General features: G+C 63.3%; 23 protein-coding genes. 11 read left to right on the top strand and 12 right to left on the bottom strand.

From position 1 onward, the window contains the following. Nucleotides 1–737: 737 nt before the first annotated feature. Complete coding sequence (locus VME63_RS15585; protein ID WP_325434274.1) at nucleotides 738–1,790, top strand: hypothetical protein; 1,053 nt, start codon at nucleotides 738–740, stop codon at nucleotides 1,788–1,790. A 112-nt stretch (nucleotides 1,791–1,902) separates the two neighbouring features. On the opposite strand, the gene VME63_RS15580 is transcribed toward VME63_RS15585, so the two are convergent. Together VME63_RS15580 and VME63_RS15575 are read right to left on the bottom strand one after the other, a co-directional pair. Beyond that, on the bottom strand, nucleotides 1,903–2,688 hold the full coding sequence (locus tag VME63_RS15580; protein WP_325434273.1) for a restriction endonuclease: 786 nt from the start codon (nucleotides 2,686–2,688) through the stop codon (nucleotides 1,903–1,905). Between the two features lie 467 nt (nucleotides 2,689–3,155). Continuing rightward, a complete protein-coding gene (locus VME63_RS15575) occupies nucleotides 3,156–3,311 on the bottom strand; it encodes a hypothetical protein (protein WP_325434272.1) in 156 nt (51 codons plus the stop codon). A 349-nt stretch (nucleotides 3,312–3,660) separates the two neighbouring features. On the opposite strand from VME63_RS15575, the gene VME63_RS15570 reads away from it, so the two are divergent. After that, on the top strand, nucleotides 3,661–4,578 hold the full coding sequence (locus tag VME63_RS15570; RefSeq protein ID WP_325434271.1) for an SPFH domain-containing protein: 918 nt from the start codon (nucleotides 3,661–3,663) through the stop codon (nucleotides 4,576–4,578). A 57-nt stretch (nucleotides 4,579–4,635) separates the two neighbouring features. Here VME63_RS15570 and VME63_RS15565 read toward each other — a convergent pair whose 3' ends face one another. Both VME63_RS15565 and VME63_RS15560 read right to left on the bottom strand, forming a co-directional pair. Further along, nucleotides 4,636–6,513 carry a GGDEF domain-containing protein gene (locus VME63_RS15565; RefSeq protein WP_325434270.1) on the bottom strand — a complete coding sequence of 626 codons (1,878 nt, stop codon included), beginning with the start codon at nucleotides 6,511–6,513 and terminating at the stop codon, nucleotides 4,636–4,638. 9 nt (nucleotides 6,514–6,522) lie between these two features. Beyond that, a complete protein-coding gene (locus VME63_RS15560; RefSeq protein WP_325434269.1) occupies nucleotides 6,523–6,825 on the bottom strand; it encodes a hypothetical protein in 303 nt (100 codons plus the stop codon). A gap of 334 nt (nucleotides 6,826–7,159) precedes the next feature. On the opposite strand from VME63_RS15560, the gene VME63_RS15555 reads away from it, so the two are divergent. The 4 genes from VME63_RS15555 (at nucleotide 7,160) to VME63_RS15540 (ending at nucleotide 9,993) form a co-directional block, all read left to right on the top strand. Then, nucleotides 7,160–7,423: a DksA/TraR family C4-type zinc finger protein gene (locus VME63_RS15555; protein WP_325434268.1), complete on the top strand. Its 264-nt coding sequence runs from the start codon at nucleotides 7,160–7,162 to the stop codon at nucleotides 7,421–7,423. A gap of 121 nt (nucleotides 7,424–7,544) precedes the next feature. Beyond that, the gene (locus VME63_RS15550) at nucleotides 7,545–7,859 is read left to right on the top strand and encodes a hypothetical protein (protein ID WP_325434267.1); all 315 of its coding nucleotides are present in this window, start codon (nucleotides 7,545–7,547) and stop codon (nucleotides 7,857–7,859) included. A 100-nt stretch (nucleotides 7,860–7,959) separates the two neighbouring features. Continuing rightward, nucleotides 7,960–8,775, top strand: coding sequence for a creatininase family protein (locus VME63_RS15545; protein ID WP_325434266.1), 816 nt, complete (start codon nucleotides 7,960–7,962; stop codon nucleotides 8,773–8,775). A 54-nt stretch (nucleotides 8,776–8,829) separates the two neighbouring features. After that, complete coding sequence (locus VME63_RS15540; protein WP_325434265.1) at nucleotides 8,830–9,993, top strand: YncE family protein; 1,164 nt, start codon at nucleotides 8,830–8,832, stop codon at nucleotides 9,991–9,993. A gap of 98 nt (nucleotides 9,994–10,091) precedes the next feature. Here VME63_RS15540 and VME63_RS15535 read toward each other — a convergent pair whose 3' ends face one another. Then, the gene (locus VME63_RS15535; protein ID WP_325434264.1) at nucleotides 10,092–12,086 is read right to left on the bottom strand and encodes a ferritin-like domain-containing protein; all 1,995 of its coding nucleotides are present in this window, start codon (nucleotides 12,084–12,086) and stop codon (nucleotides 10,092–10,094) included. A 140-nt stretch (nucleotides 12,087–12,226) separates the two neighbouring features. Next, nucleotides 12,227–12,988 carry an SDR family NAD(P)-dependent oxidoreductase gene (locus VME63_RS15530; protein ID WP_325434263.1) on the bottom strand — a complete coding sequence of 254 codons (762 nt, stop codon included), beginning with the start codon at nucleotides 12,986–12,988 and terminating at the stop codon, nucleotides 12,227–12,229. Between the two features lie 133 nt (nucleotides 12,989–13,121). On the opposite strand from VME63_RS15530, the gene VME63_RS15525 reads away from it, so the two are divergent. Next, complete coding sequence (locus tag VME63_RS15525; RefSeq protein WP_325434262.1) at nucleotides 13,122–14,027, top strand: LysR family transcriptional regulator; 906 nt, start codon at nucleotides 13,122–13,124, stop codon at nucleotides 14,025–14,027. Nucleotides 14,028–14,147: 120 nt separating this feature from the next. Beyond that, nucleotides 14,148–15,599 (top strand): alkaline phosphatase family protein, encoded by a 1,452-nt coding sequence (locus VME63_RS15520; protein WP_325434261.1) that lies wholly within the window; start codon nucleotides 14,148–14,150, stop codon nucleotides 15,597–15,599. Between the two features lie 6 nt (nucleotides 15,600–15,605). Here the strand turns inward: VME63_RS15520 and VME63_RS15515 are convergent, their stop codons facing one another. The 5 genes from VME63_RS15515 to VME63_RS15495 form a co-directional block, all read right to left on the bottom strand. After that, nucleotides 15,606–16,340, bottom strand: coding sequence for a 2OG-Fe dioxygenase family protein (locus VME63_RS15515; RefSeq protein WP_325434260.1), 735 nt, complete (start codon nucleotides 16,338–16,340; stop codon nucleotides 15,606–15,608). A gap of 129 nt (nucleotides 16,341–16,469) precedes the next feature. After that, the gene (locus VME63_RS15510) at nucleotides 16,470–16,868 is read right to left on the bottom strand and encodes a biopolymer transporter ExbD (RefSeq protein ID WP_325434259.1); all 399 of its coding nucleotides are present in this window, start codon (nucleotides 16,866–16,868) and stop codon (nucleotides 16,470–16,472) included. Between the two features lie 84 nt (nucleotides 16,869–16,952). Then, nucleotides 16,953–17,846 (bottom strand): alpha/beta hydrolase, encoded by an 894-nt coding sequence (locus VME63_RS15505; protein ID WP_325434258.1) that lies wholly within the window; start codon nucleotides 17,844–17,846, stop codon nucleotides 16,953–16,955. Between the two features lie 205 nt (nucleotides 17,847–18,051). Further along, a complete protein-coding gene (locus VME63_RS15500) occupies nucleotides 18,052–18,600 on the bottom strand; it encodes a Spy/CpxP family protein refolding chaperone (RefSeq protein ID WP_325434257.1) in 549 nt (182 codons plus the stop codon). A gap of 62 nt (nucleotides 18,601–18,662) precedes the next feature. Continuing rightward, a complete protein-coding gene (locus VME63_RS15495) occupies nucleotides 18,663–19,016 on the bottom strand; it encodes a hypothetical protein (protein ID WP_325434256.1) in 354 nt (117 codons plus the stop codon). A gap of 371 nt (nucleotides 19,017–19,387) precedes the next feature. On the opposite strand from VME63_RS15495, the gene VME63_RS15490 reads away from it, so the two are divergent. Together VME63_RS15490 and VME63_RS15485 are read left to right on the top strand one after the other, a co-directional pair. Next, a complete protein-coding gene (locus tag VME63_RS15490) occupies nucleotides 19,388–20,689 on the top strand; it encodes an alpha/beta hydrolase family protein (RefSeq protein ID WP_325434255.1) in 1,302 nt (433 codons plus the stop codon). A gap of 96 nt (nucleotides 20,690–20,785) precedes the next feature. Beyond that, nucleotides 20,786–21,271 carry a DUF3455 domain-containing protein gene (locus tag VME63_RS15485; protein WP_325434254.1) on the top strand — a complete coding sequence of 162 codons (486 nt, stop codon included), beginning with the start codon at nucleotides 20,786–20,788 and terminating at the stop codon, nucleotides 21,269–21,271. Between the two features lie 68 nt (nucleotides 21,272–21,339). On the opposite strand, the gene VME63_RS15480 is transcribed toward VME63_RS15485, so the two are convergent. Continuing rightward, nucleotides 21,340–22,443: a calcium:proton antiporter gene (locus tag VME63_RS15480; protein WP_325434253.1), complete on the bottom strand. Its 1,104-nt coding sequence runs from the start codon at nucleotides 22,441–22,443 to the stop codon at nucleotides 21,340–21,342. A gap of 259 nt (nucleotides 22,444–22,702) precedes the next feature. Between VME63_RS15480 and VME63_RS15475 the strand changes: the two genes are divergently transcribed. Then, a complete protein-coding gene (locus tag VME63_RS15475) occupies nucleotides 22,703–23,962 on the top strand; it encodes an MFS transporter (RefSeq protein WP_325434252.1) in 1,260 nt (419 codons plus the stop codon). Nucleotides 23,963–24,154: the final 192 nt, after the last annotated feature.

Raw genomic sequence — 24,154 nt, 5'->3', positions numbered from 1 at the left:
GTACGGCATTTCGATCGTTGCAAAACCAACGCCGAGGGAGATCCCCTCGGCGTTTTGCGTTTGGCCATGTTGCCTTGTTAGCGATATCGCATGCAGGTGCCGCGCGCTTGTCTCGATTCAAATGGCCGGCGCAGTCCAATGCCTATGTGCTTGCCACGATGCGGCCGATGGCATGGTCCGTTGTTGTTGCGAACGGCATCACGTCTTCTACACACATCTTCTGCGCATGCTCTGGCGCGCTGGCCGAGCAAGTCGGACTCCAGCGGTGGATAGGGGGCATCAGAAACGATGTGAGGTTGGCGTGAAAGAGTGCGCGCTTTCGTGGTTGCAAACGAAAAATCCCGCTGAAAAACCCTGTTCCGGATTCGAATCGACGGTGTCGGCGACGGCGCAAAAAACATGTCGCCGTGCCCGGTTGTCGTGGCGTCGCACCGATGATCATCGGGGAAGGTAGGGAAACGTTGCGACGATACGTCTTGTGTAGATAGCCGCGGTCATACCGTTGGGTGAAAGCCCGCGGATGCCTTGCGAAACAGCGCATGGCATCCACGAGAAAGGCGCGCTATCGCCACATTCTTTTTCTCCGTAGGGATACGGCGAATTGGCGAAGACATAGGGGGGCATGCCACAACGCTTCATGTTGTGCGCGTGTGCAAGTCGTTGTTGGAAGTGTCTCGGCGTCTGGATTGTCCAGCGTCGGCAACCTTTTTATCCGCATACTTTGGGGAGACATTACAATGCAAGCAACGTTGAAAATTGCGTTCCTGGCCGGCCTTGTGAGTGCGGCATGCATTCCCGCGGCATTCGCTTCGCCGTCGGACAATGCATTCGCCACCGGTTCCAGCGCGCAGGTCGGGCCGATCGCAGACGTCGCGCGTGAAGCCTGGCGCGAAGACATGGTGCACATCGCCACGCCCTCGCAAGGCTGCTTCCATGCCAGCTTTCCCAGCATCGTATGGCAGCAGGTAGCGTGCGGTGCCGTGCGCACCGACGTGCATCCGCTGCCGCATTACTATCAGTTCGGTGAGCAGCAGACCGCCGGCAACGGCAACGACTACACCATCCAGACCGGCTCCCACCTGATCACCAGCGCTGTGGGCACGTTCCCCACCGTTACGGGCGTCACCTCCGAGAAGGGCGTGGGCGTGGCCTCCTATGGCGACGGCGGCATCCTGGGCGCCAACGAATATTCGGTGCAGCTCAACACCCAGTTCACCTCGACCACGGCCGCGTGCAAGAGCAAGTCCGGCTGCACCGTGTGGCAGCAGTGGGTGTACGCGACCGATTATTCGGAATCGGGCAAGGGCGCGATCTTCATGCAGAACTGGCTGATCGGCTACGGCAGGAGCCGCTGCCCGAGCGGTTTCGCCAGCGATGGCGAAGGCGATTGCTACGGCAACAGCAGCGCCGCGCTGCCGCCGGATATCTCGCCGACCGCGCTGGCCAGCCTGAAGCTGACCGCCACCGCCACCAGCGGCGGTAACGACACCGCCGTGGTCACCTACGACGGCGAGGCCTACAGCACCAGCCAGAAGGACAGCACGCTGGATATCGCCTCGGTGTGGAACACCGGCGAGTTCAACGTGGTCGGCGATGCCGGCGGTTCGGAAGCGGAGTTCAACAGCGGCAGCTCCATCACCGTGAACCTTGCGGTGTCCGACGGCTCCACCGCTACGCCGTCCTGTGTGGCCGATTCGGGCACCACCGGCGAAAGCAACAACCTCAACCTGAGCAGCTGCACCGCTACGGGTGGTTCGTCGCCGTCGATCAAGTTCACCGAATCGAACTGAGCGTCATAGCAAGGGTTGAAGAAAACGCCGGGGGAGCAATCCCCCGGCGTTTTGTCATGGGTAAGTGTTGAAGGGGGCGGCTTGGTGGATCTGTTCACCGCCGCTCCGCGGTTCAGGCCACGCGTGTGCTGCGGCAGGCGGGGTAGCCCGAGCAACCCCAGAAGGTTTTTCCCGATTTGCGATTGGCCCGCTGCACCATCGGACGGCCGCATTCGGGGCACAGCGGTTCCAATCCGCGTGGCGGCTCGGGGTTCTGGATCAGCTTGTAGCGGGGGGGCAGGGTTCGCTGCGCATCGCGCACCATGTCCAGCAGCGTCAGGCCGTGGATCAGTTCGATCGGCTTGCCGTGCACGAACTGGCGCGCATCGTCGGTGTAGTTGCCGATGGCCACGATTTTCACCGCGTCGGCATGGTGATGACCGAGCAAACCGTACATCTCGCGCACTACGCGCACGTCCACCAGCTTGGTGCGCCATTGCTTGCATTGCACCAGCGTCATGGCGCCATCCTTGCGCAGGATGAGATCGACGCCGCCATCGGCCCCGCCCAGCCCGGTTTCCTTGACGGCATAACCCTGGCGGCGGAAGGCCTCACCCACCAGCAATTCGAACTCGCGCCAGTCAATGGCGGACAGGCTGTTCAGACCGGTCTGGGTTTCCAGCAATTGGGTGCGGCGGCGGCCATCCATGTAGGAGATCAGCGCGGCGGCCCAGCACATGCCCAGCAGTAACCAGGCGACCGCGGCGCTCAGGCCCTGGCCCAGTTGTTCGCCCAGGGTCTGGCCGACGGGGCCGCCGAGCGTGGAAAGGAACCAGGCCAGCGCATAGCGCACCCCAACGTAGCCCACGATGCCCAACGCGACACCTGCCTGCCAGGGCAGTCGGGACACCACTTCCATGCTGCTGTCTTTCCGCGTTGCCACCGCTTCCCCTCAAGCGTCGGATGATGGTCGGGCGCGCTTAACCGCTGCCCGTTTGGAAAGAACAAAGCATGAAGTGAGCCAAGGGCGGCGGGGCGGCCCGGGTCGCGCGTCTTGCCAATCCCGCCAGCGGGTTACCGAGGGTTCGCTAACTGTGAATCAGTTCACATTTTTTTGAACAGTGCTGCGCTGTGGCACATCCGTGAGAAGAGCTGACTCTGTAGGTCACATCGGAGCGTCGTCCCGGCTCGCGACCGCAGGCGCGGGCCGGTTTTATTTGATCGGTCCAAGTGCCGTTTGAAGCAGGGCAAACGCAAGCAGGGGCGAACGGTTGCCTGTCGATGTGCCGAACGCTTTGGCAGGGTGCCGTGATAGCGATGATCCCCGTCCATGCGCCGACGCGCTTCCGACGGCGGGCAAGCCCCAAGGGATGACCGCCGGATCGATCAGCTCGCTGCGCTGACACTGGCCGTGACCGAGACATGGTTGCCGGCATAGGCCGGAGCGCTGGTGCCCGCGACAAGCATGGAACCGACCGTCAGCACGCAGATCAGGAAGCAGGCGGTGAACAGGCTTTTCAGCAAAAGGGTTTCGAGTTTCATGATGGTTCTCCGGGTTCCGTGAATGAAGCTTTCAAGAGTTAGATGGCAAACCCTGTGCCAAGCGTTTAAACGCCCGCAAACCCGCATGGCTGCGCCATTTGTACGGTTCGAAGCGTGGCCGGCGGCATGTCCGCGGACGATGTTGCCCGGTGTCCGGACAGGGTCCGGACAGCAAAGGCGCCATCTCCGCACAAGAATCGGCACTGCCTGCGACTGGTTATGATGTCGGCCATGGGGAAAGGGTTCGCTGCCGACGCGGACGTACATCCATCTCTGTGATTCGCACCGGCCGCACCTTGGTGGCCGATGCGGCATGCCATGTTCGACGCAAACCTAATGGAGACGACTTATGCTCAGCCTACCGCCCAGGGACCCGCGCAAATTCCTCGGCCGTTTCAGCGTGGCAGGCGTGGCGATAGCCATCCTAGTGGTGGTTTTTCTCTACAACAGCGTGTTCGTGGTGTCGCCCAGCGAGGAGGCGGGGACGCGCTGGATGGGCGGCACGCCGATGACCTCCGCGCCGTTGACCACAGGCGTGCATTTCAAGGTGCCGTTTTTTGAATCGGTCGATCGCCTGCAGACCAGCCGTTCGATCTACACGCTGGACGGCCTGGACGTTTACACCAACGACAACCAGAAAGTCACCATCGACGTCAGCTTGATCTACCAGATACCAAGCTCCGCCGTGATGAACCTGCTTTACCACGTGGGCCGCGCGGGTGCGGTGGACATTCAAGCGACCATTCTGCCCGTGGTCAGGGATCGTGCCCTGGCGGCGTTCGCGCAATACAACACGCTGACCATTTCCGACCAGCGCGCGCAGATCACCGCGCAGATGCGCAAGGACATCAGCGAGGCATTGCAGCGGCTGTTCAACGTGGAGGTGATCGACGTGCAGCTGGTGGGCATTCACTACTCGCCGGTGTTCGACCAGTCCATTGAAGAAGCCGTGCGCGCGAAGAATCTGGCCGTGCAGGCGGAAAACACCGTGGCGCAAAAGAAGTACGAGGGCGAGCAGAAAACCGTTACCGCCAACGCGGAAGCCACCGCGGCGGTGGAGCGCGCCAACGGCGAGGCGCAGGCCACGGTGTTGCAGGCGCAGGCCCAGGCCAAGGCGATCGACACGGTGGGTGAGGCGCTGAAAAACAATCCCGAATACGCGCGTTTCTACGGCTTGCAGCACTGGAACGGCGTACTGCCGCAGGTGGTCGGATCAGGTGCGATACCGATGATCGATTTGAACAAAGCCCAGGAGGCAGCCAAGTAATCGCGTATGCCCACGCGCGCCGGTTCTCGCCCCAGCGCGGCAAGGTAAGCCGGGACGTCAGGTGGTTGCGCGCCGCTCCCACTCGCTCGCCGGATCGGTACGCACCGCTTCGCGCTGGCCGGCGACCGGCGTATCGGGCCGGCTGTCCTGCGGCGATGCGGCCGGCGAGGGGGCGCTGGCGCCAAGGTTCATCACCACGCGATTGCGTCCGTTTCGTTTGGCGCGGTAAAGCGCATCGTCCGCGGCGATGAGCAGACTGCGCAGCTCATAGCCATGGTGTTCGGTGGCGGCGATGCCGAAGCTTGCCGAGATGGTCAGCGACAGGGATTGCCACTCCGATATCGCGTTGATGGCCTGGCGAATCTGCTCGGCGCGATCGAGCGTTTTCGACGGCGTGCATTCGGGCAGCAGGATGCCAAATTCCTCGCCGCCCAGTCGGCCGAAAACATCGCAGGAATGCAGGTGGCCCTGGCAGGTCGTCACCGCGTGTTTCAGCACCTGGTCGCCCACGAGGTGACCATGCGTATCGTTGATCAGCTTGAAGTGATCCATGTCGATCAGGATCAGGCACGCCCCGCGCGAGGATTTGGCCGAATAGTGCAAGGCTTGCTCGGCTTCATCGACGAAATGCTGCCGGTTGAAGATGCCAGTGAGGCCATCCCGGCGGGCCAGCCGCATGAAACGCAACTGCGAACGTTTCAGGCGGTACAGCCACAGGCCGATCGACGCCAGCACGGTAAGCAGCAGGGCGATGTAAAGCCGGCCCGCTTCCACCTGCTTGATGTTGAGCGCCTGCTGCAGCTGCAGGATCTGGTTTTGCTTGTGCAGCGCTTCAAGCTGCACCTTCTTGGCTTCCACCTGCTGCTTGACGATCTGGTAGGCCAGCGCCTTCTCGCGGATATCGTCCAGATGGACCTTGTCGGCCGACATGTATTTCTCGTGATACGCCAGCGCATCGCGCATGTCGCCTTTCTGCTGTTCGATCTGGTACAGCAGTTGGTAAGCCAGGCTCAGCGGTTCGGTGAAGTCGCTCTTGGTGGCGATGTCCACCGTATCGAGCGCGTATTTTTCCGCGCGCTGGGTGTCGTTGATCTTCCAGTAGGCCTGCGCCAGCAGTGCGTCGTATTCGGAATCCAGGTCCAGATATTGATACGACAGCACATGCGGATACCTGCTCTGCAGCAGGGCGATCGCCTCGGTGACCTTGCCCTGCTGCAGGTAGGCGTTGGCCACGTCGCGCCGGATCGAGTCGGCGATCAGGTTTTCGTGGACTTTTTCGCAGACCGCGATGCCTTCCTGGTAGTGCGTGTCGGGCAGCTGCAGGTTGTCGCGCAGGAATTCAGCGTGACCCTTGATGTACATGCCGATGCAACCGTTCCTGCCCTGCGGATTTTCCAACAGGATCTGGTCGGCATAAGTGGAGGCCAGGTCGTATTGGCCTGCCTGCATCAGCAACTGCGCGGCCTCGCCCAACAGATGGAAGCGTGCATCCTTGTCGGTGACGTGTGGCAGGTAGTCCAATGCCTGGTCGAGCCGGGAGAAGGCTTCCTCGTAGTGGTGCCCCACCCCCAGGATGTTGATCAGGTTCGCTGTGGCGTGCATTTTCAGCGTTTCCTGGGGGGCGCCGTCGATCACGGCCTCCAGGGCTGCCTTCGCCTTGTTTTCATCGCCGGAGTAGGCAACTTCCCATCCGTTGAGGTAACGCAGGTACCACTTCTGGTCTTCCGACAAGTGGAGGTTGCTGTGGTTGATCTGATCCAGCAGCTTGACGAAGCCGGCGTAGTCGGAGGTTTTGATGCTGTCGGCATGCGCCAGCAGTGCACCGGGATCGACCGGCTGCGGTGCGGCGGCCGCGGCCACCGCACCCGAGAGCAGGCCAAGGAGCAGGCCAAGGCCTGCTGCAAGCTTTGGGCGCCGCCTGACGGCGAAGTTCATCGCCGTAGGTCAGGCGTGCTGCAACGATGCGGTTGCCGGCGAGTTGCGTTGGCCGTTGGGCTCGTGCTTCTCGTCGCCATCTTCTTCCTCGTCCTCTTCACCTTCTTCCTCGTCCGGCGGAATCATGACTGTGATGGGCGGAAGCTGTTGCATCAACGTTTGCAGTTGCGCAACGTCGCTGGCGAGAATGGCGGAGCGTTCTGCGGCCGGGATGTCCGTTTCTGCCAGCGCAAGCTCCAGTTCCTCCGGAGACGCGCGGTGCCATTGAGCCTGGCTGCCCAATTTTTCCAAAAAATCGATAACGCTCGACATTCAACTAGCCCCTTGTATTTGAATGCTGCACATTTACGACCGTCGGGCCGGGCCTGTTACTCCCTGGAACGGCCGTGCCGTGCATCATATCCCGGCGTTGGTGGCTTCATGCGGCGCGCATCCTGGCCGTGAGCTGTCCGCGGCTACGCGGTTTGCGTGGCTTGCTGATGAATCTATTTTCTAATGTACTGATTTACATTATTTTTTTTCAATGGCGGTGCTGCGCGGGAGCCGGCAAGTGCCGCCAGCTTGGAGCGAGAGGCTTTTGACCCCAGATCATGCATAGGCCGGTGGTGCAAGTGCGCCCTTCATTGGCAAATTTCAGGAGGTTCCCATGGCAACCGGTTGGGCTGGCGACGGCGCGGTTCAGGACCAGATCGACGCCACCGTCAACGATGCGGTGCAGCGCGCACGCGGCCAGTTGAGAAAGGGCCCCGGCCTTGCCCATTGCGAGGAGTGCGACGCCCCCATCCCCGCGGCGCGGCGCAAGGCGGTGCCGGGCGTGCGCCTGTGCGTGGCCTGCCAGGCCGCGCAGGACGCCGAACGCGGCACCAGCCTGTATAACCGACGCGGCAGCAAGGACAGCCAGCTTCGCTGAAACAGCCGCCCGCCAGGGTGGCTTTGGGCTGCATAGCGGTTGAATAAACATTTCAAAGACAGAGCCGCACACCGCTTGGTGCTAGGCTGCGAGTCGTCCCCCGAGACCTAAGGAGCCTTCCATGGAAGTCAGCTTCAACAATTGGGGCGAAGCGGTGGCGTTTCTTTCCCAGCGTACAGATCTGGCGCTGGAAGGCTTGATGGCGCTGAGCGCTCAGCAGATGGTCGACCAGCAGGTGATCGCTGCGCTGGTGGCCTCGCATACCCACCTGCACATGGCGGCCGATACCTGGCGGCACCTGGCGTCCGCCACTTTGCCGCTGACCCACGTGCGCAGCCTGCAGAACGACCAGCCCGAATCCGTGCGCGAAGCGTATTCCGAACGTGTGGCTTACTGGGAAGGGATTTTTCGAAAAGCCCTGCCCGAGAACAAATGAGGCAAAATTAGGGCATTGCGTCCGCGACCAGTGCGGCGATGGTATCGGCGTGCAACCATAGTGCGCCGATGTGTTTGTGTTTGTCCTGCCAGGCCCGATCATGCGCTCCATTTTCCGACGTGTTGTTGCGTCAGCCGCGTTGCTGCTGTTCGCCGGTGTTTCGTTCGCGCAGGCTCCCTCGACGGTGGAACTGCAAAACCTCACCTGGACCCAATTGCGCGACGCGATCCGCGCGGGCAAGACCACCGTGATCATCCCCATCGGCGGCACCGAGCAAAGCGGCCCGTACCTGGCGGTGGGCAAGCACAATGCGCGGGTCCAATACCTGGCGCAAAAGATCGCGCAGCAGTTGGGCAATGCGCTGGTCGCGCCGGTGGTCGCCTACGTGCCCGAAGGCGGCTATGCGCCACCGACTTCGCACATGCGCTTTCCCGGCACGATCACCATCCCCGACGAGGTGTTCGAGAAAATGCTGGAGTCGGCCGCCAACAGTTTTGCCGTGCACGGCTTTCGCAACGTCGTGTTCCTGGGCGACCACGGCGGCTACCAGAAGGACCTCAAGCTGGTCGTGGCGCAGCTCAACAAAGCCTGGGCCGGCGGCGGCGCGCGCGCCTGGGTGCCCGCGGCCTACTACGACGCTTCGTCGGAAGGCTTCGCGCAGATCCTGCGCCAGCATGGCTATCGCGATGACGAAATCGGCACCCACGCGGGGCTGGCCGATACCTCGCTGCAGCTGGCCGTGGCGCCGCAGATGGTGCGTTCCAGTGCGCTTCGCCATGCCCCCAAGCCGGGCGCGGCCGATGGCGTGTACGGCGGCGATCCGCGCCGTTCCAGCGCGGAGCTGGGGCAATTGGGCGTGGATGCTATAGTTTCGCGCACGGTCGACGCCATCCGGAAAGAAACAGCGGGGCGCTGACGTCGCCGCGGCAATGATTTATTGATCGTCTTGTCCCTGATACAGGAATCAGCTGTGAAATTCGAACGTTTTGGGCGTCTTGCTTCGCACCTCGGCGCCGCGCTGGCCGGCTTGTGCTTCACCGCCGCCGCCGCCGCGCAAACGGTAGACACCGTTCCCGGCATGCCCCCGGTGATCCATCCCGCCAACATGTACAGCCAGGCCGGCTACAACGATTTCAGTCCGGCCGTCGCGGGCGACCTTCCGCGCATCTACGTCCCCAATCTGCGCTCCAACGATGTCTACGTCATCGACCCGAGCACCTTCAAGGTGCTGTACAAATTCCCGGTCGGCCGCAGTCCGCAGCATGTGGTGCCTTCGTGGGATCTGCGCACGCTGTGGGTCACCAACAATGCCGAAGGCCATAACGACGGCAGCCTCACCCCGATCGACCCCAAGACCGGCAGGCCGGGCAAGGAGGTGATGGTCGACGATCCGTACAACATGTACTTCACCCCCAATGGCAAAGAAGCGATCGTGGTGGCCGAGGCGCATGCGCGCCTGGATTTCCGCGATGCGCACACCATGGCGCTGAAGTTCAGCTTGCAGGTGCCCGAGTGCAAGGGCATCAACCATGCCGATTTCTCCATCGACGGCCGCTACGCCATCTTCACCTGCGAATTCGGCGGCAAGATCGCCAAGATCGACATGGTGCACCAGAAAGTCGTCGGCTACCTTGAACTGCACAAGGGCGGCATGCCGCAGGATATCCGCGTCTCGCCGGACGGCAAGGTGTTCTACGTGGCCGACATGATGGCCGACGGCGTATACCTGATCGACGGCGACAGCTTCACCAAGATCGGCTTCATCAAGACCGGCATCGGCACGCACGGCTTGTACCCCAGCCGCGACGCAACCAAGCTGTACGTGGCCAATCGCGGTTCCAACAAAGTGCATGGCCCGCGCAATGGTCCGGGCAGCGTATCGGTGATCGACTTTGCCACGCGCAAGGTCGTGGCCAATTGGCCGATCCCCGGCGGCGGCAGTCCCGACATGGGCAACGTTACCGCCGACGGCAAGTGGCTGTGGCTGTCAGGCCGTTTCGACGACGTGGTGTATGCGTTCGACACCACGACCGGCAAGGTGAAGATCATCAAGGTCGGCATGGAGCCGCACGGCCTCGCCGTGTGGCCGCAACCGGGCCGCTATTCGCTGGGCCATACCGGCATCATGCGCTGATCGACGGCGTACCTGACGGGGCCGCTGGCAGGCCCCGTCGTGGTGCCGGTGGTGTGTCGGCTTAGCTGTCCTGTCCCAAGTCGCCGCTCAAGCAACGACTAAGCACCGTCTGCAACGAACCCGACATTCGCATGGCTGCCATCGCAGAACGGCTTGTTCTGGCTGTGTCCACACCGGCACAGGAAGGTACTGGTAACGCGCGTGACCATGCGGCCGGTGCCGCTGACGATTTCCAGGTTGCCGCGCACGCGCAGCGGTCCGTTGAGTTGCGGATCGATTCGCAGCGGGCCGTCGCGGGTTTCCAGCGTTTCGGGCGATGACGATGTTGCCGGTTCGCCGGTGGCGTTGAAATGGATGTCGTGGTGCGAGCCGTCGCAGTAAGGTTTGTTTTTCGATGCGCCACATCGGCACAACGTTGCGCGGTAGCCCGCGGGAGAACCGTTGAGGCGCAAGTCGCCGCGAAAACCGTAAGGCCCGGCTTCGCGGATCGCGGCGAGATTGACCGGCGGCGCGGATTCGTCGGGACGCCCGTCGCGACGCTGATAGCGAATCGCGCCGGAGGGGCAGGCGTGTGCGATATCGACGAGCCGCTCCACGTCCATGGCGTCGGGATGGATCCAGGGTCCTTGCACGTTCGCAAGGAAAACCTTCGGTGCACCCGTCACGCAGAAGCGCGAGTGAATGCACTTTTTTCCATCGTACAAGATGCTGATTTTTTCGCCGTCGACCTGCTCGATGCCTCCGGGCATCGGCGCGGGCGTGGGAGCCGGCGGTTGCACCGCAATCGGCGCGGGCGGCGCGAACGTGCCCAGCACGGGCGAGGGCGCGGGGCGCGAAAGGTCGTAGCCGTCCTGCGCGGTGTGCAGCAGCTTGGTGAAGATCGCTGCCGCCGCCGCGGTGCGCGGATCGTCGGCTTCCTGCATGTGCACGGCCGCATCGGCCAACTCTTGCAGGCGTTCGATAAAGAACCGGCGCGCGGCCGGTCCAGGCGGCAACGCGGCCGAATCACGCAACGCGATGAACGACACGCCCGCGTTGCACGTAGGATTGGACGGCCCCGCCGGCAGCCGCGCGGCGCGCTCGGCCAGCGGAACCAGTGCATGCATCAGGCCGATGGACAAGTCCAGCGACACCGATTTATCCGGATCTTTCGTGGTCACCGCATAGGTGTATGCAAGCAAGCGTTGCATCAGTCCATACGCGGCGTTGGCCAGATCGACGGTGGCGATCGCACGTGGATCTTCCAGCCACACGCGGCCCTCCGGTCGCGGCGGACGCCGCAGCACTGGATTGGTGGCCGCGGGGAACGCCGGCTTGAAGGAGGGGTCGGCTTCGAGCAGCGCCTTGTATTGGGTGCGGATGGAAGCGAATTTGTGATAGTGCGAATCGGCCACGCTGTGCTGCGCGCCTTCGCCCTGGGTGATGATCGCATCGAACGCGGCGAGCGCCGTTTTAAGGCAGATCACGCGCTTGGCGCCGCCGAGGATGACTTCGGTTTCGCACAGCTGCAAGCCGGGGTTGCCGCACAGCGCGCAGGTTTCGCCATGGTCGGCCACCAGCCGGCGCAAACCGCCGCCGAGCATCTGATAGAAATGGCCGACCGTGTCGTAGTTCAAGCCGTGCGGAGTAAGACGCGGACCGTCGGCGCCGCGCACGAACTGCCGTTCCGGCTCGAAGCCCATGCCGTCGGGTTCATCGGAGTCGGCGGGCCGCTCCAGAAAGATAAAATGCTGCAAGGTTTCCATGTTGAACGGCGCCAGTTTCACTACCACGCCCGCCGGCAGATAGCCAGGGTCGAGCGGGAAGTTGGAGCGTCCCACGCGCGGCGCGCCGCCCAGCGCGACGGTGATGTTCCATACCGCGGTCAGGTGCCCCATTTCTTCCGTGGCGATCTGCATGATCAGCTTGCGCCAGCGCGTGACCGCTTCCAATTGCGCGGGCGTCAGCCCTTCTTCCAGCGACGATTTCAGCGAAAACGCCGCATAGAGATAGGTGCACATCAAACAGTGTTCGAGCTCCGCGGCCTCATACAAGGCATGGAATGCCTTTTCGCGGCTGGGCGCATTCTGGGTGGGATCGATGTAGCTGACCACGGCTGATTCTCCGCATGGATGGTTTCAGCAAGATCATCAAGGTACACCGATTGAAGCGGACTGCGAATGGGTAGGCAGATAGGGCCGCACCCTGTGCAACCGCTCCGGTTGCGCAGGGTGTCGGCATCGCTGTGTTGCATTCAGATGAACATGCCGCCGGAGACTTCGATGCGCTGGCCGTTGATCCAGCGGCTGTCCGTGGACAGCAACGATGCCACCGCGCCGCCGATGTCGTCCGGCAGGCCGACGCGGCCTAGCGCGGTCTGCGAAGCGATGAAGGCGTTCACGTTGGCATTGTCGCGCACCGTGCCGCCGCCGAAATCGGTTTCGATGGCGCCCGGCGCCAGTGTGTTGACGGCGATGCCGCGTGCGCCCAGTTCTTTGGCGAGATAGCGCGTGAGCACTTCGATGGCGCCTTTCATCGAGGCATAGGCGGAATAGCCGGGCAGGGCGAAGCGCGCCAGGCCGCTCGACACGTTGACGATGCGGCCGCCGTCGGCGATCAGCGGCAGCAGGGTCTGGGTCAGGAAAAAGGTGCCCTTGAAGTGCACGTTCACCAGTTCATCGAACTGGGCTTCGGTGGTGTCGGCAAAGCTGGCGTGAACGCCGATGCCGGCGTTGTTGACCAGGTAATCGAAGCGCTCGCGCTGCCACTGTTGCAGCACCTGGCGCAGCTGCGTGGCGAAGTCGTTGAAGGTGGCGGCCTTGCCCACGTCCAGCGGCAACGCGGCCGCACGGCGGCCGAGCGTCTCGATGGCCGCGACGACGGCTTGTGCCTCGGCCTGGTTGGAGCGGTAGGTCAGCACCACGTCGGTGCCGTGTTCGGCCAGCTTCAAGGCCATGCTTTTGCCCAGGCCTCGGCTGCCGCCGGTGATCAGGGCGATGGGGGTCTGCGTGCTCATGGGGCGTCTCCGGGTAAGTGGGTGAAACCAACCTGGCCAGCATATTGATCTACAGAAGCTGCATAAATTGTCTAATTATGAGATATGTGTTCAAAAATATTGAACAATGGTCCCGTCACGAGAGGAGGTTCGCATGAATCGGATCGATGCCATGCATGTCTACGTGCGAGTCGCCGAAATGGCCAGCTTCACCAAGGCCGCCGATGGCCTGGGCCTGCCCAAGGCCAGCGCGTCGATGGCCGTGCAGCAGCTTGAGGCGGAGCTTGGCACGCAGCTTCTATTGCGGACCACGCGCAAGGTGCAGATGACCCAGGATGGCCAGCGCTTCTACGAACGATGCAAGACCGTGCTGGCGGACCTGGACGAACTCGGCGCGATGTTCCAGCACGCGCCGCAATCCTTGCGCGGGCGCCTGCGCGTGGACATGAATGGCCACATCGCACGCCATCAGGTCATTCCACGCTTGCCGCAATTCCTGCGCGAGCATCCGCACATCGAGATCGAGCTGAGCTGCACTGACCGCCGCGTAGACGTGGTCGGGGAAGGTTTCGACTGCGTGATGCGGGTGGGCACACTGGAAGATTCCAGCCTGGTCGCGCGTACGTTGGGGCGCCTTCGCATCGTCAATTGCGCCAGTCCCGGCTACCTCGCGGCCTACGGCGCGCCACAGCAGTTGAACGACCTGGCCACGCACCGGTTGATCCACTATGTCGGCACGCTCGGTCAGCGCCCGCCGGGTTTCGAATACATGGACGGGCCGCTTTGCCGCCATGTAGCCATGCCGGGTGTATTCACCGTCAACAGCATCGATGCGTACGAGGCCGGGTGCCTCGCGGGGCTGGGGATCATCCAGTCGCCGCAAGTTGGCGTATCGCCGATGATCGAGGCGGGTACGCTGGTGGAAGTGTTGCCGCAGTACCGCGCCGAGCCGATGTCCGTGTCCCTGCTGTACGCACGGCGGCGCAACGTGTCCGCGCGCCTGCAGGTTTTCATGGACTGGCTGGCGCAGATCATGACGCCCTATCTGGAAACGGCATAGGTATCGCCGAAACTGTCACAGTGTCCGGCTAGCTTGGATGCCTGCGCCGGGCGTTGATCAAACCATTACACGCATCGTGGCGAAATACACCCTTCTTCCGTGCCCGCCAAAGGTGGCCGCATGTCCAGCACCCGTTCATCCCTGCCTTCGATCAATCACATTGTGGTGTTGATGTTGGAGAACCGCTCCTTCGATCACATGCTGGGATTTCTGTACGCCGACACGGGCAACACCTCGCCCGCGGGCCAGGCGTTCGAGGGCTTGACTGGCAGTGAATCCAATCCCAGTGCCAGCGGCGGCGATCCGGTCACGGTGTACAAGATCCAGGCGGGTGCGGCCAATACCTATTTCCTTCCCGGCGCCGATCCGGGCGAAGGTTACACGGCAACCAATTCGCAACTGTTCGGCAGCAACACCGCACCCACGCCGCCGGTGGCGACCAATCAAGGATTCATCGCCAACTTCTCCTACACGCTGGGCTGGGAGAGCAAGGAGAAGCAATCCATATTCGCCGGCACCGTCGCCAGCGACATCATGGCCATGCATACGCCGCAAACCCTGCCGGTGCTGTCGGCGCTGGCGCGCGGTTTTGCGGTGTGCGATTTCTGGTACGGATCGGTGCCCACCGAGACGCTGCCCAATCGCGCCTTCGTCCATGCCGGCACCTCGCAGGGCCATATGGACGACAAGACCAGGACGTTTACCTCGCCGACCATCTACACATCGCTCATCAAGCAGAATGTGAGCTGGGCGATCTACGGCTACGATGCCGATCCGCTGACGCGCCAGACGTTTACCGATATCACCCATCTTGCCGACAGCTACTTCGGCCAGTTCAGCGATTTCCAGTCGGCCGCGGCGAACGGCAGCCTGCCTTCCTACACGTTCCTGGAGCCTGGCTGGGGTTCCAAAGGCAATAGCCAACATCCCAATTACGACGTATCGCTGGGCGAGCAATTCATCCACGACGTGTATTACGCGCTGCGCAACGGGCCGAACTGGAACGAGACGCTGCTGATCGTCACCTACGACGAGCACGGCGGCTGCTACGACCACGTCGCCCCGCCCACCCAAGCCGTGCCGCCCGATAGCACGGCGGGCGAATACGGTTTCGATTTCAGGCGTTTCGGTCCGCGCGTGCCGACGTTGTTGATATCGCCGCTGATTCCCGCGGGCACGGTATTGCGCGTGCCGGAAGGTTCGATGCCGTTCGATCACACCTCCATTCTCAAGACCGTGGAGCTGCGCTGGAACGTACCCGCGTTGACCGCGCGCGACGCGGCCGCGCCCGATGTCGGCGCCGTGCTCAGCCTTGCCACGCCGCGCACCGACGATCCGCTGGATGGGGTGACGGTACCGGCCTCGACCGGCGCCAATCCCGCGGCGAATCGCCCCTCGCATCTGCAGGAAGTGTATGCCGACCTGGTCTCGCGACTGCCGGTGCCCGATGCCGAACAAGGCACGCATCGCGCGCCGCCGAAGCTTGAAACGGACTACGACTACGACAACTACATTCGCGAACGGCTGGCTGCATGGAAGGCCGGCCGTCGCGCGGGGCCGGGCAAGCGCTGACTGCGGTCAGGACGCCGCGCGGAACGTCACTACCAGTACGTCGCGATGCGCCGGTTCGCCGGCCACCAGCGGCGTCACCGGCGTCACGCCATGAAACACGCGCGGATCGTGGATAAGCGCTGCGTCGAGGGGATGGGTGAGGGTGAAATCGCCCAGCGGTTTTCCCTCCGGCGTGTGGATGGTGGTGGTGCCGCTGGCGATGTTGTGCCGGTCGATCAGCAGCACCAGCACGAAATCCACGCCGTCGCGATGACTGCCTTCGGGCGTGGGCTCACCGGCGGCGCCCTGGCTGGCTTCGATGCGGAACTGATGCGCTTCCACGTGCCACTGCGTGACGCTGGGCGCCAGCGATCCGAACAGCGCGTTGCAGAAGGCCAGGATGGTGCGCAGGCTCGCACCGTTCGCCACGGCCGGCTCGATCGGTTCGAACCAGCGCTGGATGTCCCCTTGCAGCGCGTTGTACTGCAAGGACTGATAGTGCGGTTGATGCGGCGCAAGCGCGATGGCGCCATCGGCCGTCACGCTGAACGTGGCATGCCTGCGGCGGCGAAAGCGTCCCTTGGCGGCGAGATAGGGATCGGGCCCGAGCCGGTTCCAGCTTTCCGAAAAGGCGGCCCAATCGGCAAGCCCGCCTGCCGATTGCAGCAGCGGATGCATGGTGTGCGCAGTGACGAAGGAAAAGCCCTCGTGCTGTACATCGGCCTGGAGCGCACAAGCGTGCGAGGAGAGCTGTTCTTGCATGGGCCCATTATACGGTCGAGCCCGGCCGGCCAGGTTGTGCATCGCCTCGCGCGGCCCGGCTGGCGCCTGGGAGCGGGGGCAAAAAGGGGCGTCACGCGGGTGACGCCCCCCAATCAAAACCCGGCGCTTTTATTCGCCGAGCATGTCGATATGCGATACACCCTGCGCCTTGGCCTGCGCCAGTACGCGTGCGACGACGTCGTAGGCAACGCCGTCGGCGGCATCGATCTGCAGCGCTGGTTGCCTGGCCTGTGCAGCGGCGATGCTCAACTGCACGCTCAACTGGTTGAGGTTGATCGGGGTGTCGTTCCAGTACATCTGGCCGTCCTGGTGGATGGCCAGGTGGATCGGTCTTGGCGGATCCGTCAACGGCGTCGATGAAGGCTGTGGCAGGTCCAGCGCTGTCTTATGCATCACCACGGGCGAGGTGATCATGAAAATGATCAGCAACACCAGCAGTACGTCGACCAGCGGCGTCACGTTGATCTGCGCGATCACGTCACGGGAAACACGTGCAGAGAAAGCCATGGATCTTCCTCCCGGTGCTTGATTGTCGATGTCGGTATGCCCGGCAGGCGATGGGGAACCGGGCGAGGCCAGCTTAGCGCCGGTTCACGGCGGCAGGCAATGTGCGTCCGTTCCGGGCCGATCCCTGAGCAAGGCTGCGGCGATCTCTTCGAAATGATTGCACAGCGTCGACAGATGCGCATCGTACGGATAGACCACCAGTTCGGCCGTGGGCAGCCCGGCCAACGTTTCGCGCACCAGCGCGATGGGCACGTTGAGATCCTTTGCGCCATGGAAGACATGCACGGGGATACCGATGTCCTGCAGCCGAATCCCCAGCGGATGCACGTGCATGCGCATATCCCACACCGCGCCCCGCGCGCCCTGCCGCAGGGACTCGCGCAGCGCGTATCCAAATGCTTCGTAGCGGCCCGCGTTCTCGAAGGCGTCGTAGTCGGCCGGTTGCAGGTAATGTTTAAGCTGCGCCAGATCGCCATGCATGCTCGAACTCATGCCTTTGATCCACGCCGGCAGCAGGAGCGGTGCCCATTTGGCGAGCGCCCAGGTGAACCGGTTTATCCAGGGCATGGCGGCAAGCGTGTGCGGAGCGTCCAGGCGCCATGCGCCCGAAACGATGACAACGTTGCGCAAGCGCTCGGCAATCCTGGCCGCACAGGCCGCCGCGTAGGCACCGCCGCCGGAATAGCCCAGCACCGAAAACGTGCCGATGCCCAGCGCGTCGGCGAGCGCGGCCACGTCGACCGGCCAATGGGAAACATTGCGATGGGGCTGAAAGCTGGAGCGGCCCATGCCCGGGCGGTCCGGCGCGATGATGCGCAGGCCGCATCGCGCAAACGTCTCGTCGCCGATCAGCAACGGCTCAAGCCGGGAGGATAGCGTGCCGTGGAAGTAGAAAACCGGGTTGCCTTCCAGCGTACCGAACTGGGCGAATGTCATGGTTCTGCCATCGGCAAGCGAGACATTGCCTTCGATCGCCATTCTCACCCTCCCGCTACGGCGGCCCCTGCCAACACGCCCACGTGGCTGGATTCTGCCCGGTCGGCAGCACGATAAACAGGGCGCGCGTCCCGCTTTGCCTGGGAGGCGTACCAAGGCGTCGATAGCGAAGAGGCCAGAAGAGAGCCGGACCATGCCGGTCGCTTCTGGCCTCTGGTGGGTGCCGGCGTTGCGCGGCGACGAAAGCTCAGGTGCCGCCCGGCTTGGTGGCGGAGGATGACGCGCTGGCAGGTGCAGCTCCGGTGGCGCGGTTGCGCGGCATCGGATGGGGATGCGAGGCGCGATTGTGGAACATATCGTTGGCGATCTGCTTCTGGTCAGGCAAAAGCACGGCGTACAGCGCGCTCCATGCCGTGGACAGCTTCTGCATGTCGTCGGCGTGCATCTGCGCCAGTTGCGCGTAGGACTTCATCACATCGTCGGCATTCATGCCCGCCAGGTTCTGCGCGCGATCGTGAAACGCGGCGGCGGCCCTGGTGGCGTTGTCGCGCATGGTCTGTGCGTAGGCATTCCATTGGGCGGACTGCGCGTCGGTGATCTTCAGCTGCGTGTGCATGTCCTCGATGCGCTGCTCGACGGCGTCGGCGCGGCGTTGCGCGTGGGTTTTGCCGGCAGCGTGGGTTGCCGACGAAGCCGGGGCCGGCGCGGTGGATGCCTCTTGGGCGAATGCCGCGCCGGCGAACATCGCCAGTGACAACACGACGGGTAGGGCAGCCTTGCGAAGAGTGTTTTTCATGATGGGTTGCTCCAGTTCATGACTGCAGTTCGATGGCGTCCGCGGGGGACGCGAGGCGGCGTTCAATACCCGTTCGGGGGCGGAGGCGGCGCGCCGTTGTCGTAATAGACCACGCCCGGCGGAGGCGGCGGAGGCGGGGCGGTATAGACCACACCCGGCGGCGGCTGTGCCGCACTGGCGGCCGAGTTGGCAATCACCGCACCGGCCACGACGCCAAGCAGGGCGCCGGCGATCAGGGCGCCACCGTCGCCGCCACGGCGACCGTGATAGCGGGGCGGGGGCGGCGGCGGACGATGGTGGTAGCCGGGGCCCGGACGATATTGGGCCTGGGCGGGGAACGAAGGCGCGACGGCAACCACGGCAAGCACGGCCACGGCCAGCGGTTTGTACAACGAGATTCGAGAGGTGCGAGTCATCAACTTACCCTCCTCACTTTGAAGCGGTTGCCGCGTGCATCGGGCCAGCAACGAATGCCTGCGGAGAAAAGGACATGCCATGGGCAAGAAGGACAGCGACCAGTGCAACTGGCGCGTCGCCACCTTCACCGTGAGGCAGTCTATGCCAAATTGTGTGTAGTTTTATTCAAGCAGCGGCGCTGCCTCGGGATCGGTTCATCAAGCCTGGGCCAAGGCGCTCCACGCAAGCTGAACCGGCAACATGCACAGGAAGCGATTGACAGCTGTCACTGGCACGGCGCCGGCCAACGCCCACAATGTGTGCATGCGGCATCGACCGCAGCGTGGGTTTACACCGTCTCCACGCGCACGCCTTGAAAGGGGTAAGAATCATGCGCAAAGTTCTCATCGCTGCGGCGATCGTAGTGGTTGCGGCAATCGCGTGGCATGTGCTGTCGCCGCGGCCGGAAGATCGCGGCAACCCGCGCTATTTTGCCGATCAGACCTACAACTTCGAAACCATCCGCGTGCTGAACGACATCGCCGCCGTCGGCGGCGATTCAGCCGACGTGGCCCTGGCCGTCGCGGGCCTCAAGGCCGGCGATGCGCAGGGGTGGTACCAGGCATGGAGTGCCGCGGGCGATCGTGCCATGGCACTGGCGCATCGCACCGTTGATCCGATCAGCAAGGGGCACGCGCTGTTGCGTGCCCACAATGACTATCGCGCCGCCGAATTTTTCCTTGCGCCGGACGATCCGCAACGGCCGGGCGTGTGGAAGAAAAACATCGATGCGTTTTATCAAGGGCTGGATGTGCTGGGCGTGGCTTACCAGCGCATCCGCGTTCCTTACGGCCATAATCACCTGAACGCGGTTTACTATCCCGGCCCGGCAGGCGCGGACAAAAAGCCGCTGCTGATGGTGGTCGGCGGCTACGACAGCACGATGGAGGAGCTTTACTTCCATGTCGTGGCGGCGGCGCACGAGCGTGGCTATTCGGTGCTGACCTACGAAGGCCCCGGCCAGGGCTCGGTGTTGCGCGAACAGGGCCTCACCTTTACGCCCGCATGGGAAAAACCCAATGGCGCCGTGCTGGATACGTTCCTGGCGACGCATCCGGTTACCGGAAAGATCGTGCTGATCGGCGAAAGCATGGGCGGCTATCTGGCCCCGCGCGCGGCGGCGTTCGATCCGCGCATCAGCGGCGTGGTGGCCTACGATGTGTTCTTCGATGCGGGTGCCATTGCATCGCGCCATGTTCCGCCTTTCGTATTCTGGTTGCGCGATCATCATTACGACGCCACCTTGAGGTATCTCGCCGCGCACGGTCCCAGCGATCCCGGTTCGACATGGGCGGTGCAAAACGGCATGTGGACCTTGGGCGCGAAGGATCCCTTGGGAGTCATCGATGCGTTCAAGGCCTACACGCTTGCGCCAGTGGCCTCGCGCATCACCTCGGACGTACTGATTCTCGCCGGCGCGGATGATCATTTCGTGCCGGCGGACCAGGCCGGGATGTTCGCCAAAAGCCTTACCCATGCGCGCAGCGTGACCACGGTAATGTTCGATCGCGAGTCCGGCGGCGGCGAGCATTGCCAGATGGGCGCTCCCAGCCTGTGGCACGCGGCCTTGTTCGACTGGCTGGCGGCGAAGTTTCCGTCGCCGGGGGCTGCAACACCGGCGCAGCAAAATTAGGGCATCGTGTGTGGACTTGCTGCGTCGTCGGTAGGATACGCTCGCTTCCATAGCTGGGCGAGCTGATGCCCGGGACGATATTTAAGGAGACAAACAATGTCCAAGAGATTGCCTTACGGCGTTGCCGTGTTCGCCGCCCTTGCCGGTATGGCCCATGCGCAGGGTGTGCCCGCTAAGGCACCTGCCATCGAGGCATTTGCCAAGGGCGTGCAGATCTATACCTGCAAGGCTTCCGGCAGCGGTTACGCCTGGGCCCTGAAGGCGCCCGATGCCAGCCTGGCCGATGCCAAGGGCCATCCGATCGCCAAGCACTTCGCCGGGCCCACGTGGCAGGCGCCGGACGGCAGCGCGGTGGTTGGCACGCCGATCAATGTCTCGCCGTCGCCCGATGCCGGAGCCGTTCCGTGGCTGGTGCTGCGGGCCAGATCGCATAGCGGCAGCGGCCAGATGGCGGGCGTGCAATACATCGTGCGCACCCGTACCGAAGGCGGCGTGGCGCCGGCCACCGGCTGCGACGCGAGCCATGCCGGAGGCGAGGTTCGCGTGCCTTACAGCGCTGTCTACCTGTTCTTTCGCGGCTGAACTTCGGACCTGTCTACCCTATTGGCGTGGACCCATGCGTGGTCCACGCGCCCGGTCTTGGCGTTTCGTCAGGGGCTGAAAATCAGCACCAGGAAGACGGCGAACAGCGACAGGTGCACCGCGCCTTCGAGCATCGTCGTGCGCGATTGGGAAAAGGTGATCGCGCTGAGGATGAGCGTGGCCATTACCATCACGATGCCCGCTGGCGGCAAACCCAGCAACACCGATTTGCCGGTGTAAAGGCTGATCGCCAGCACCGCGGGGACGGTCAATCCAAGCGTCGATGTCACCGCGCCGAGGCAAAGATTGACCGCGCGCGTCAACCGGTCGGCACGGATCGCAATCAGCGCCGAGATGCCTTCGGGCGCAAACACCAGGATCGCGATGACGATGCCGCCAAGAGCGGCCGGCGCGCCGCTCGCGGCGATGCCATAGTCGAGAATCTTCGCCAGGCTCTTGGAGAGAATGACGATCGGAAGAATATTGACCAGCAACAGCACAAAGTGAAGCAGCAGTTGTTTCTTTTCGACCGTGGCAGGGCGCTGGTGCTGCATTTCCTTCGGGTCGATCGGCTGCGCATCGGTCGCCACGAAATAGCCGCGATGGCGGCCGGTCTGCAGCCACAGGAAAATGCCGTACAAGGCGATGGTCAGCAGCGAGAACATCAGCGCCTGCATGGGCGAGAGCGAACCATCGGGCGTGGAGGTGGTGAAATCGGGCAGGATCAGCGCGATCGTCGCCAGCGGAATGATCACCGACAGATACGCGGACGCGCCCTTGAGGTTGTAGGACTGCTCGTAATGCCTCAATCCCCCCATCAGCAGGCCAAGCCCCACCACCCCGTCGAGCACGATCATCAGCACCGAATACATCGTATCGCGGGCCAGCGTGGCGCTGCCTTCCGAGCCAAGCATCACGGCGGAAATCAGCACGACCTCGATCACCACGATCGAAAGCGTCAGCACCAGCGTACCCAGCGGTTCGCCGAGCATCTCGGCGATGACCTCCGCTTCGTGCACCACGCCGAAGGCCACGTAGACGATGACCAGGAACAACCACAGGAACAGGCCCAAGGCGAAGGCGTGGCTGTCCAGGCCCGACATCCACCGCGCGCCGAAGATCAGGAAAAACGCCACCGTCAGCCAACCGATCAGCGGGCGTATCTTCGTCATGGCCTGTTGCATGGTTCCTCCAAGTCGACGGGTGCTCGCGCTGTGGAGCCTGGCCGGATAGTAAGGGGTTTTAGGTTCGGCAGGTTCGGTAGCGCCTAGCCCCCGGATATGCGGCGAAGGCTTGGATGCCATGGCAAGGGATCGGTGCGCCGGCACCGGCAGGCAAGCGTTTCGGAGGAATCGACGGAGCGTACCCATGGACGCCAGGCATCTACCCATATCTGGCAGAATCGGACCTTACGTCCAAGGAAAGCCCGATATGCGCGATGTAGCGACGCCGATCAATTCGCCAGGCCGTGTGTTGTTTGCCAGCCTGATCGGCACCACCATCGAATTTTTCGATTTCTACATCTACGCCACTGCCGCGGTGCTGGTGTTTCCCAAGCTGTTTTTTCCGGCGAGCGATGCGGCATCGGCCACGCTGCAATCGTTTGCCACCTTTGCGCTGGCGTTCGTGGCCAGGCCGATCGGTTCGGCGTTGTTCGGCCATTTCGGCGACCGCATCGGGCGCAAGGCCACGCTGGTGGCCGCGTTGCTGACCATGGGCCTGTCCACGGTCGTCATCGGCATGCTTCCCACCTACGCGCAGATCGGGTTCATGGCGCCGCTGCTGCTGGCGCTGTGCCGCCTGGGCCAGGGCCTTGGCCTGGGTGGGGAGTGGGGCGGCGCGGTGTTGCTGGCGATCGAGAATGCGCCGGCGGACAAGCGCGCGTGGTATGGCATGTTTCCACAGCTCGGTGCGCCGATCGGATTCCTCGCCGCGACGGGCCTGTTTCTGTGGTTGACGCAGTACATGGGCGACACGGGGTTTTTCGCCTGGGGCTGGCGCGTGCCGTTTCTGGCCAGTTCCGTACTGGTCGTCGTGGGCTTGTGGATGCGCCTGCGCCTGACTGAAACGCCCGAGTTCGCACTCGCCATGGCGCAGCACGAGCGGGTGCAGGTGCCGATGGTGCGCGTGTTCACGCATCATCTGCGCGCCTTGATCGCCGGCACGTTCGCGGCGCTGGCCACGTTCGTCATCTTCTATCTCATGACGGTGTTCGCCTTGAGCTGGGCCACGGCCAGGCTGGGTTATCCGCGCGAAACCTTCTTGATCATCCAGATGATCGGCGTGTTGTTCTTCGCGGCGCTGATCCCGTTTTCCGCGTGGCTGGCGGACCGGCGCGGCGGGCATTTGACCATGATCGTCGCCACCGTGCTTATTTTTGCCTTCGGCATTGCCTATGGGCCGTTGCTTTCCTATCACGGTCTGCTGTTCATGGTGCTGGGCATGTGCGTGGTGGGTATCACCTATGGCCCGCTGGGCACGGTGCTGGCGCAGATGTTTCCCACGGCCGTGCGTTATACCGGCGCGTCGCTGGCGTTCAACCTGGCCGGCATTTTCGGCGCGTCGCTGGCACCCTACCTGGCCACCTGGCTGGCGAAAACCTACGGTCTTGCCTACGTCGGGTATTACCTGTCGGCGGCCGCCGTGCTGACCATGCTGGCACTGCTGGTCAAGCCGCGCGAAGAAGCCTGATCCGCGCATAAGCGGGCTGCGCAAAACCAAACGCCGCGCAGGTGCGCGGCGTCAGACTGCTGACAAACCCCAACCATCGCGTTGGGGTTTGTCGTTTAATGGGCCATGCTGAAGATACCGACGCCGGCCCAACAGCATCTGGAGATGGTGACACTCGAGATGCTGGTTCCCCAGGACCACCTGTTGCGCAAG

The sequence above is a fragment of the Dyella sp. genome (genome assembly GCF_035503745.1).
Lineage (GTDB): Bacteria > Pseudomonadota > Gammaproteobacteria > Xanthomonadales > Rhodanobacteraceae > Dyella_B.
Note: the sequence above shows the minus strand (reverse complement) of the source record. Positions and strands in the feature narration are given on the sequence as shown.

Excerpts from the sequence above, each read along its gene's own strand:
- VME63_RS15495 (WP_325434256.1), bottom strand. The coding sequence starts at position 19,016 with ATGACTCGCACCTCTCGAATCTCGTTGTACAAACCGCTGGCCGTGGCC.
- VME63_RS15555 (WP_325434268.1), top strand. The coding sequence starts at position 7,160 with ATGGCAACCGGTTGGGCTGGCGACGGCGCGGTTCAGGACCAGATCGAC.
- VME63_RS15530 (WP_325434263.1), bottom strand. The coding sequence starts at position 12,988 with ATGAGCACGCAGACCCCCATCGCCCTGATCACCGGCGGCAGCCGAGGC.
- VME63_RS15525 (WP_325434262.1), top strand. The coding sequence starts at position 13,122 with ATGAATCGGATCGATGCCATGCATGTCTACGTGCGAGTCGCCGAAATG.
- VME63_RS15550 (WP_325434267.1), top strand. The coding sequence starts at position 7,545 with ATGGAAGTCAGCTTCAACAATTGGGGCGAAGCGGTGGCGTTTCTTTCC.
- VME63_RS15515 (WP_325434260.1), bottom strand. The coding sequence starts at position 16,340 with ATGCAAGAACAGCTCTCCTCGCACGCTTGTGCGCTCCAGGCCGATGTA.
- VME63_RS15500 (WP_325434257.1), bottom strand. The coding sequence starts at position 18,600 with ATGAAAAACACTCTTCGCAAGGCTGCCCTACCCGTCGTGTTGTCACTG.
- VME63_RS15545 (WP_325434266.1), top strand. The coding sequence starts at position 7,960 with ATGCGCTCCATTTTCCGACGTGTTGTTGCGTCAGCCGCGTTGCTGCTG.
- VME63_RS15580 (WP_325434273.1), bottom strand. The coding sequence starts at position 2,688 with ATGGAAGTGGTGTCCCGACTGCCCTGGCAGGCAGGTGTCGCGTTGGGC.
- VME63_RS15475 (WP_325434252.1), top strand. The coding sequence starts at position 22,703 with ATGCGCGATGTAGCGACGCCGATCAATTCGCCAGGCCGTGTGTTGTTT.
- VME63_RS15490 (WP_325434255.1), top strand. The coding sequence starts at position 19,388 with ATGCGCAAAGTTCTCATCGCTGCGGCGATCGTAGTGGTTGCGGCAATC.
- VME63_RS15585 (WP_325434274.1), top strand. The coding sequence starts at position 738 with ATGCAAGCAACGTTGAAAATTGCGTTCCTGGCCGGCCTTGTGAGTGCG.
- VME63_RS15510 (WP_325434259.1), bottom strand. The coding sequence starts at position 16,868 with ATGGCTTTCTCTGCACGTGTTTCCCGTGACGTGATCGCGCAGATCAAC.
- VME63_RS15505 (WP_325434258.1), bottom strand. The coding sequence starts at position 17,846 with ATGGCGATCGAAGGCAATGTCTCGCTTGCCGATGGCAGAACCATGACA.
- VME63_RS15480 (WP_325434253.1), bottom strand. The coding sequence starts at position 22,443 with ATGACGAAGATACGCCCGCTGATCGGTTGGCTGACGGTGGCGTTTTTC.
- VME63_RS15570 (WP_325434271.1), top strand. The coding sequence starts at position 3,661 with ATGCTCAGCCTACCGCCCAGGGACCCGCGCAAATTCCTCGGCCGTTTC.
- VME63_RS15575 (WP_325434272.1), bottom strand. The coding sequence starts at position 3,311 with ATGAAACTCGAAACCCTTTTGCTGAAAAGCCTGTTCACCGCCTGCTTC.
- VME63_RS15520 (WP_325434261.1), top strand. The coding sequence starts at position 14,148 with ATGTCCAGCACCCGTTCATCCCTGCCTTCGATCAATCACATTGTGGTG.
- VME63_RS15560 (WP_325434269.1), bottom strand. The coding sequence starts at position 6,825 with ATGTCGAGCGTTATCGATTTTTTGGAAAAATTGGGCAGCCAGGCTCAA.
- VME63_RS15565 (WP_325434270.1), bottom strand. The coding sequence starts at position 6,513 with ATGAACTTCGCCGTCAGGCGGCGCCCAAAGCTTGCAGCAGGCCTTGGC.
- VME63_RS15485 (WP_325434254.1), top strand. The coding sequence starts at position 20,786 with ATGTCCAAGAGATTGCCTTACGGCGTTGCCGTGTTCGCCGCCCTTGCC.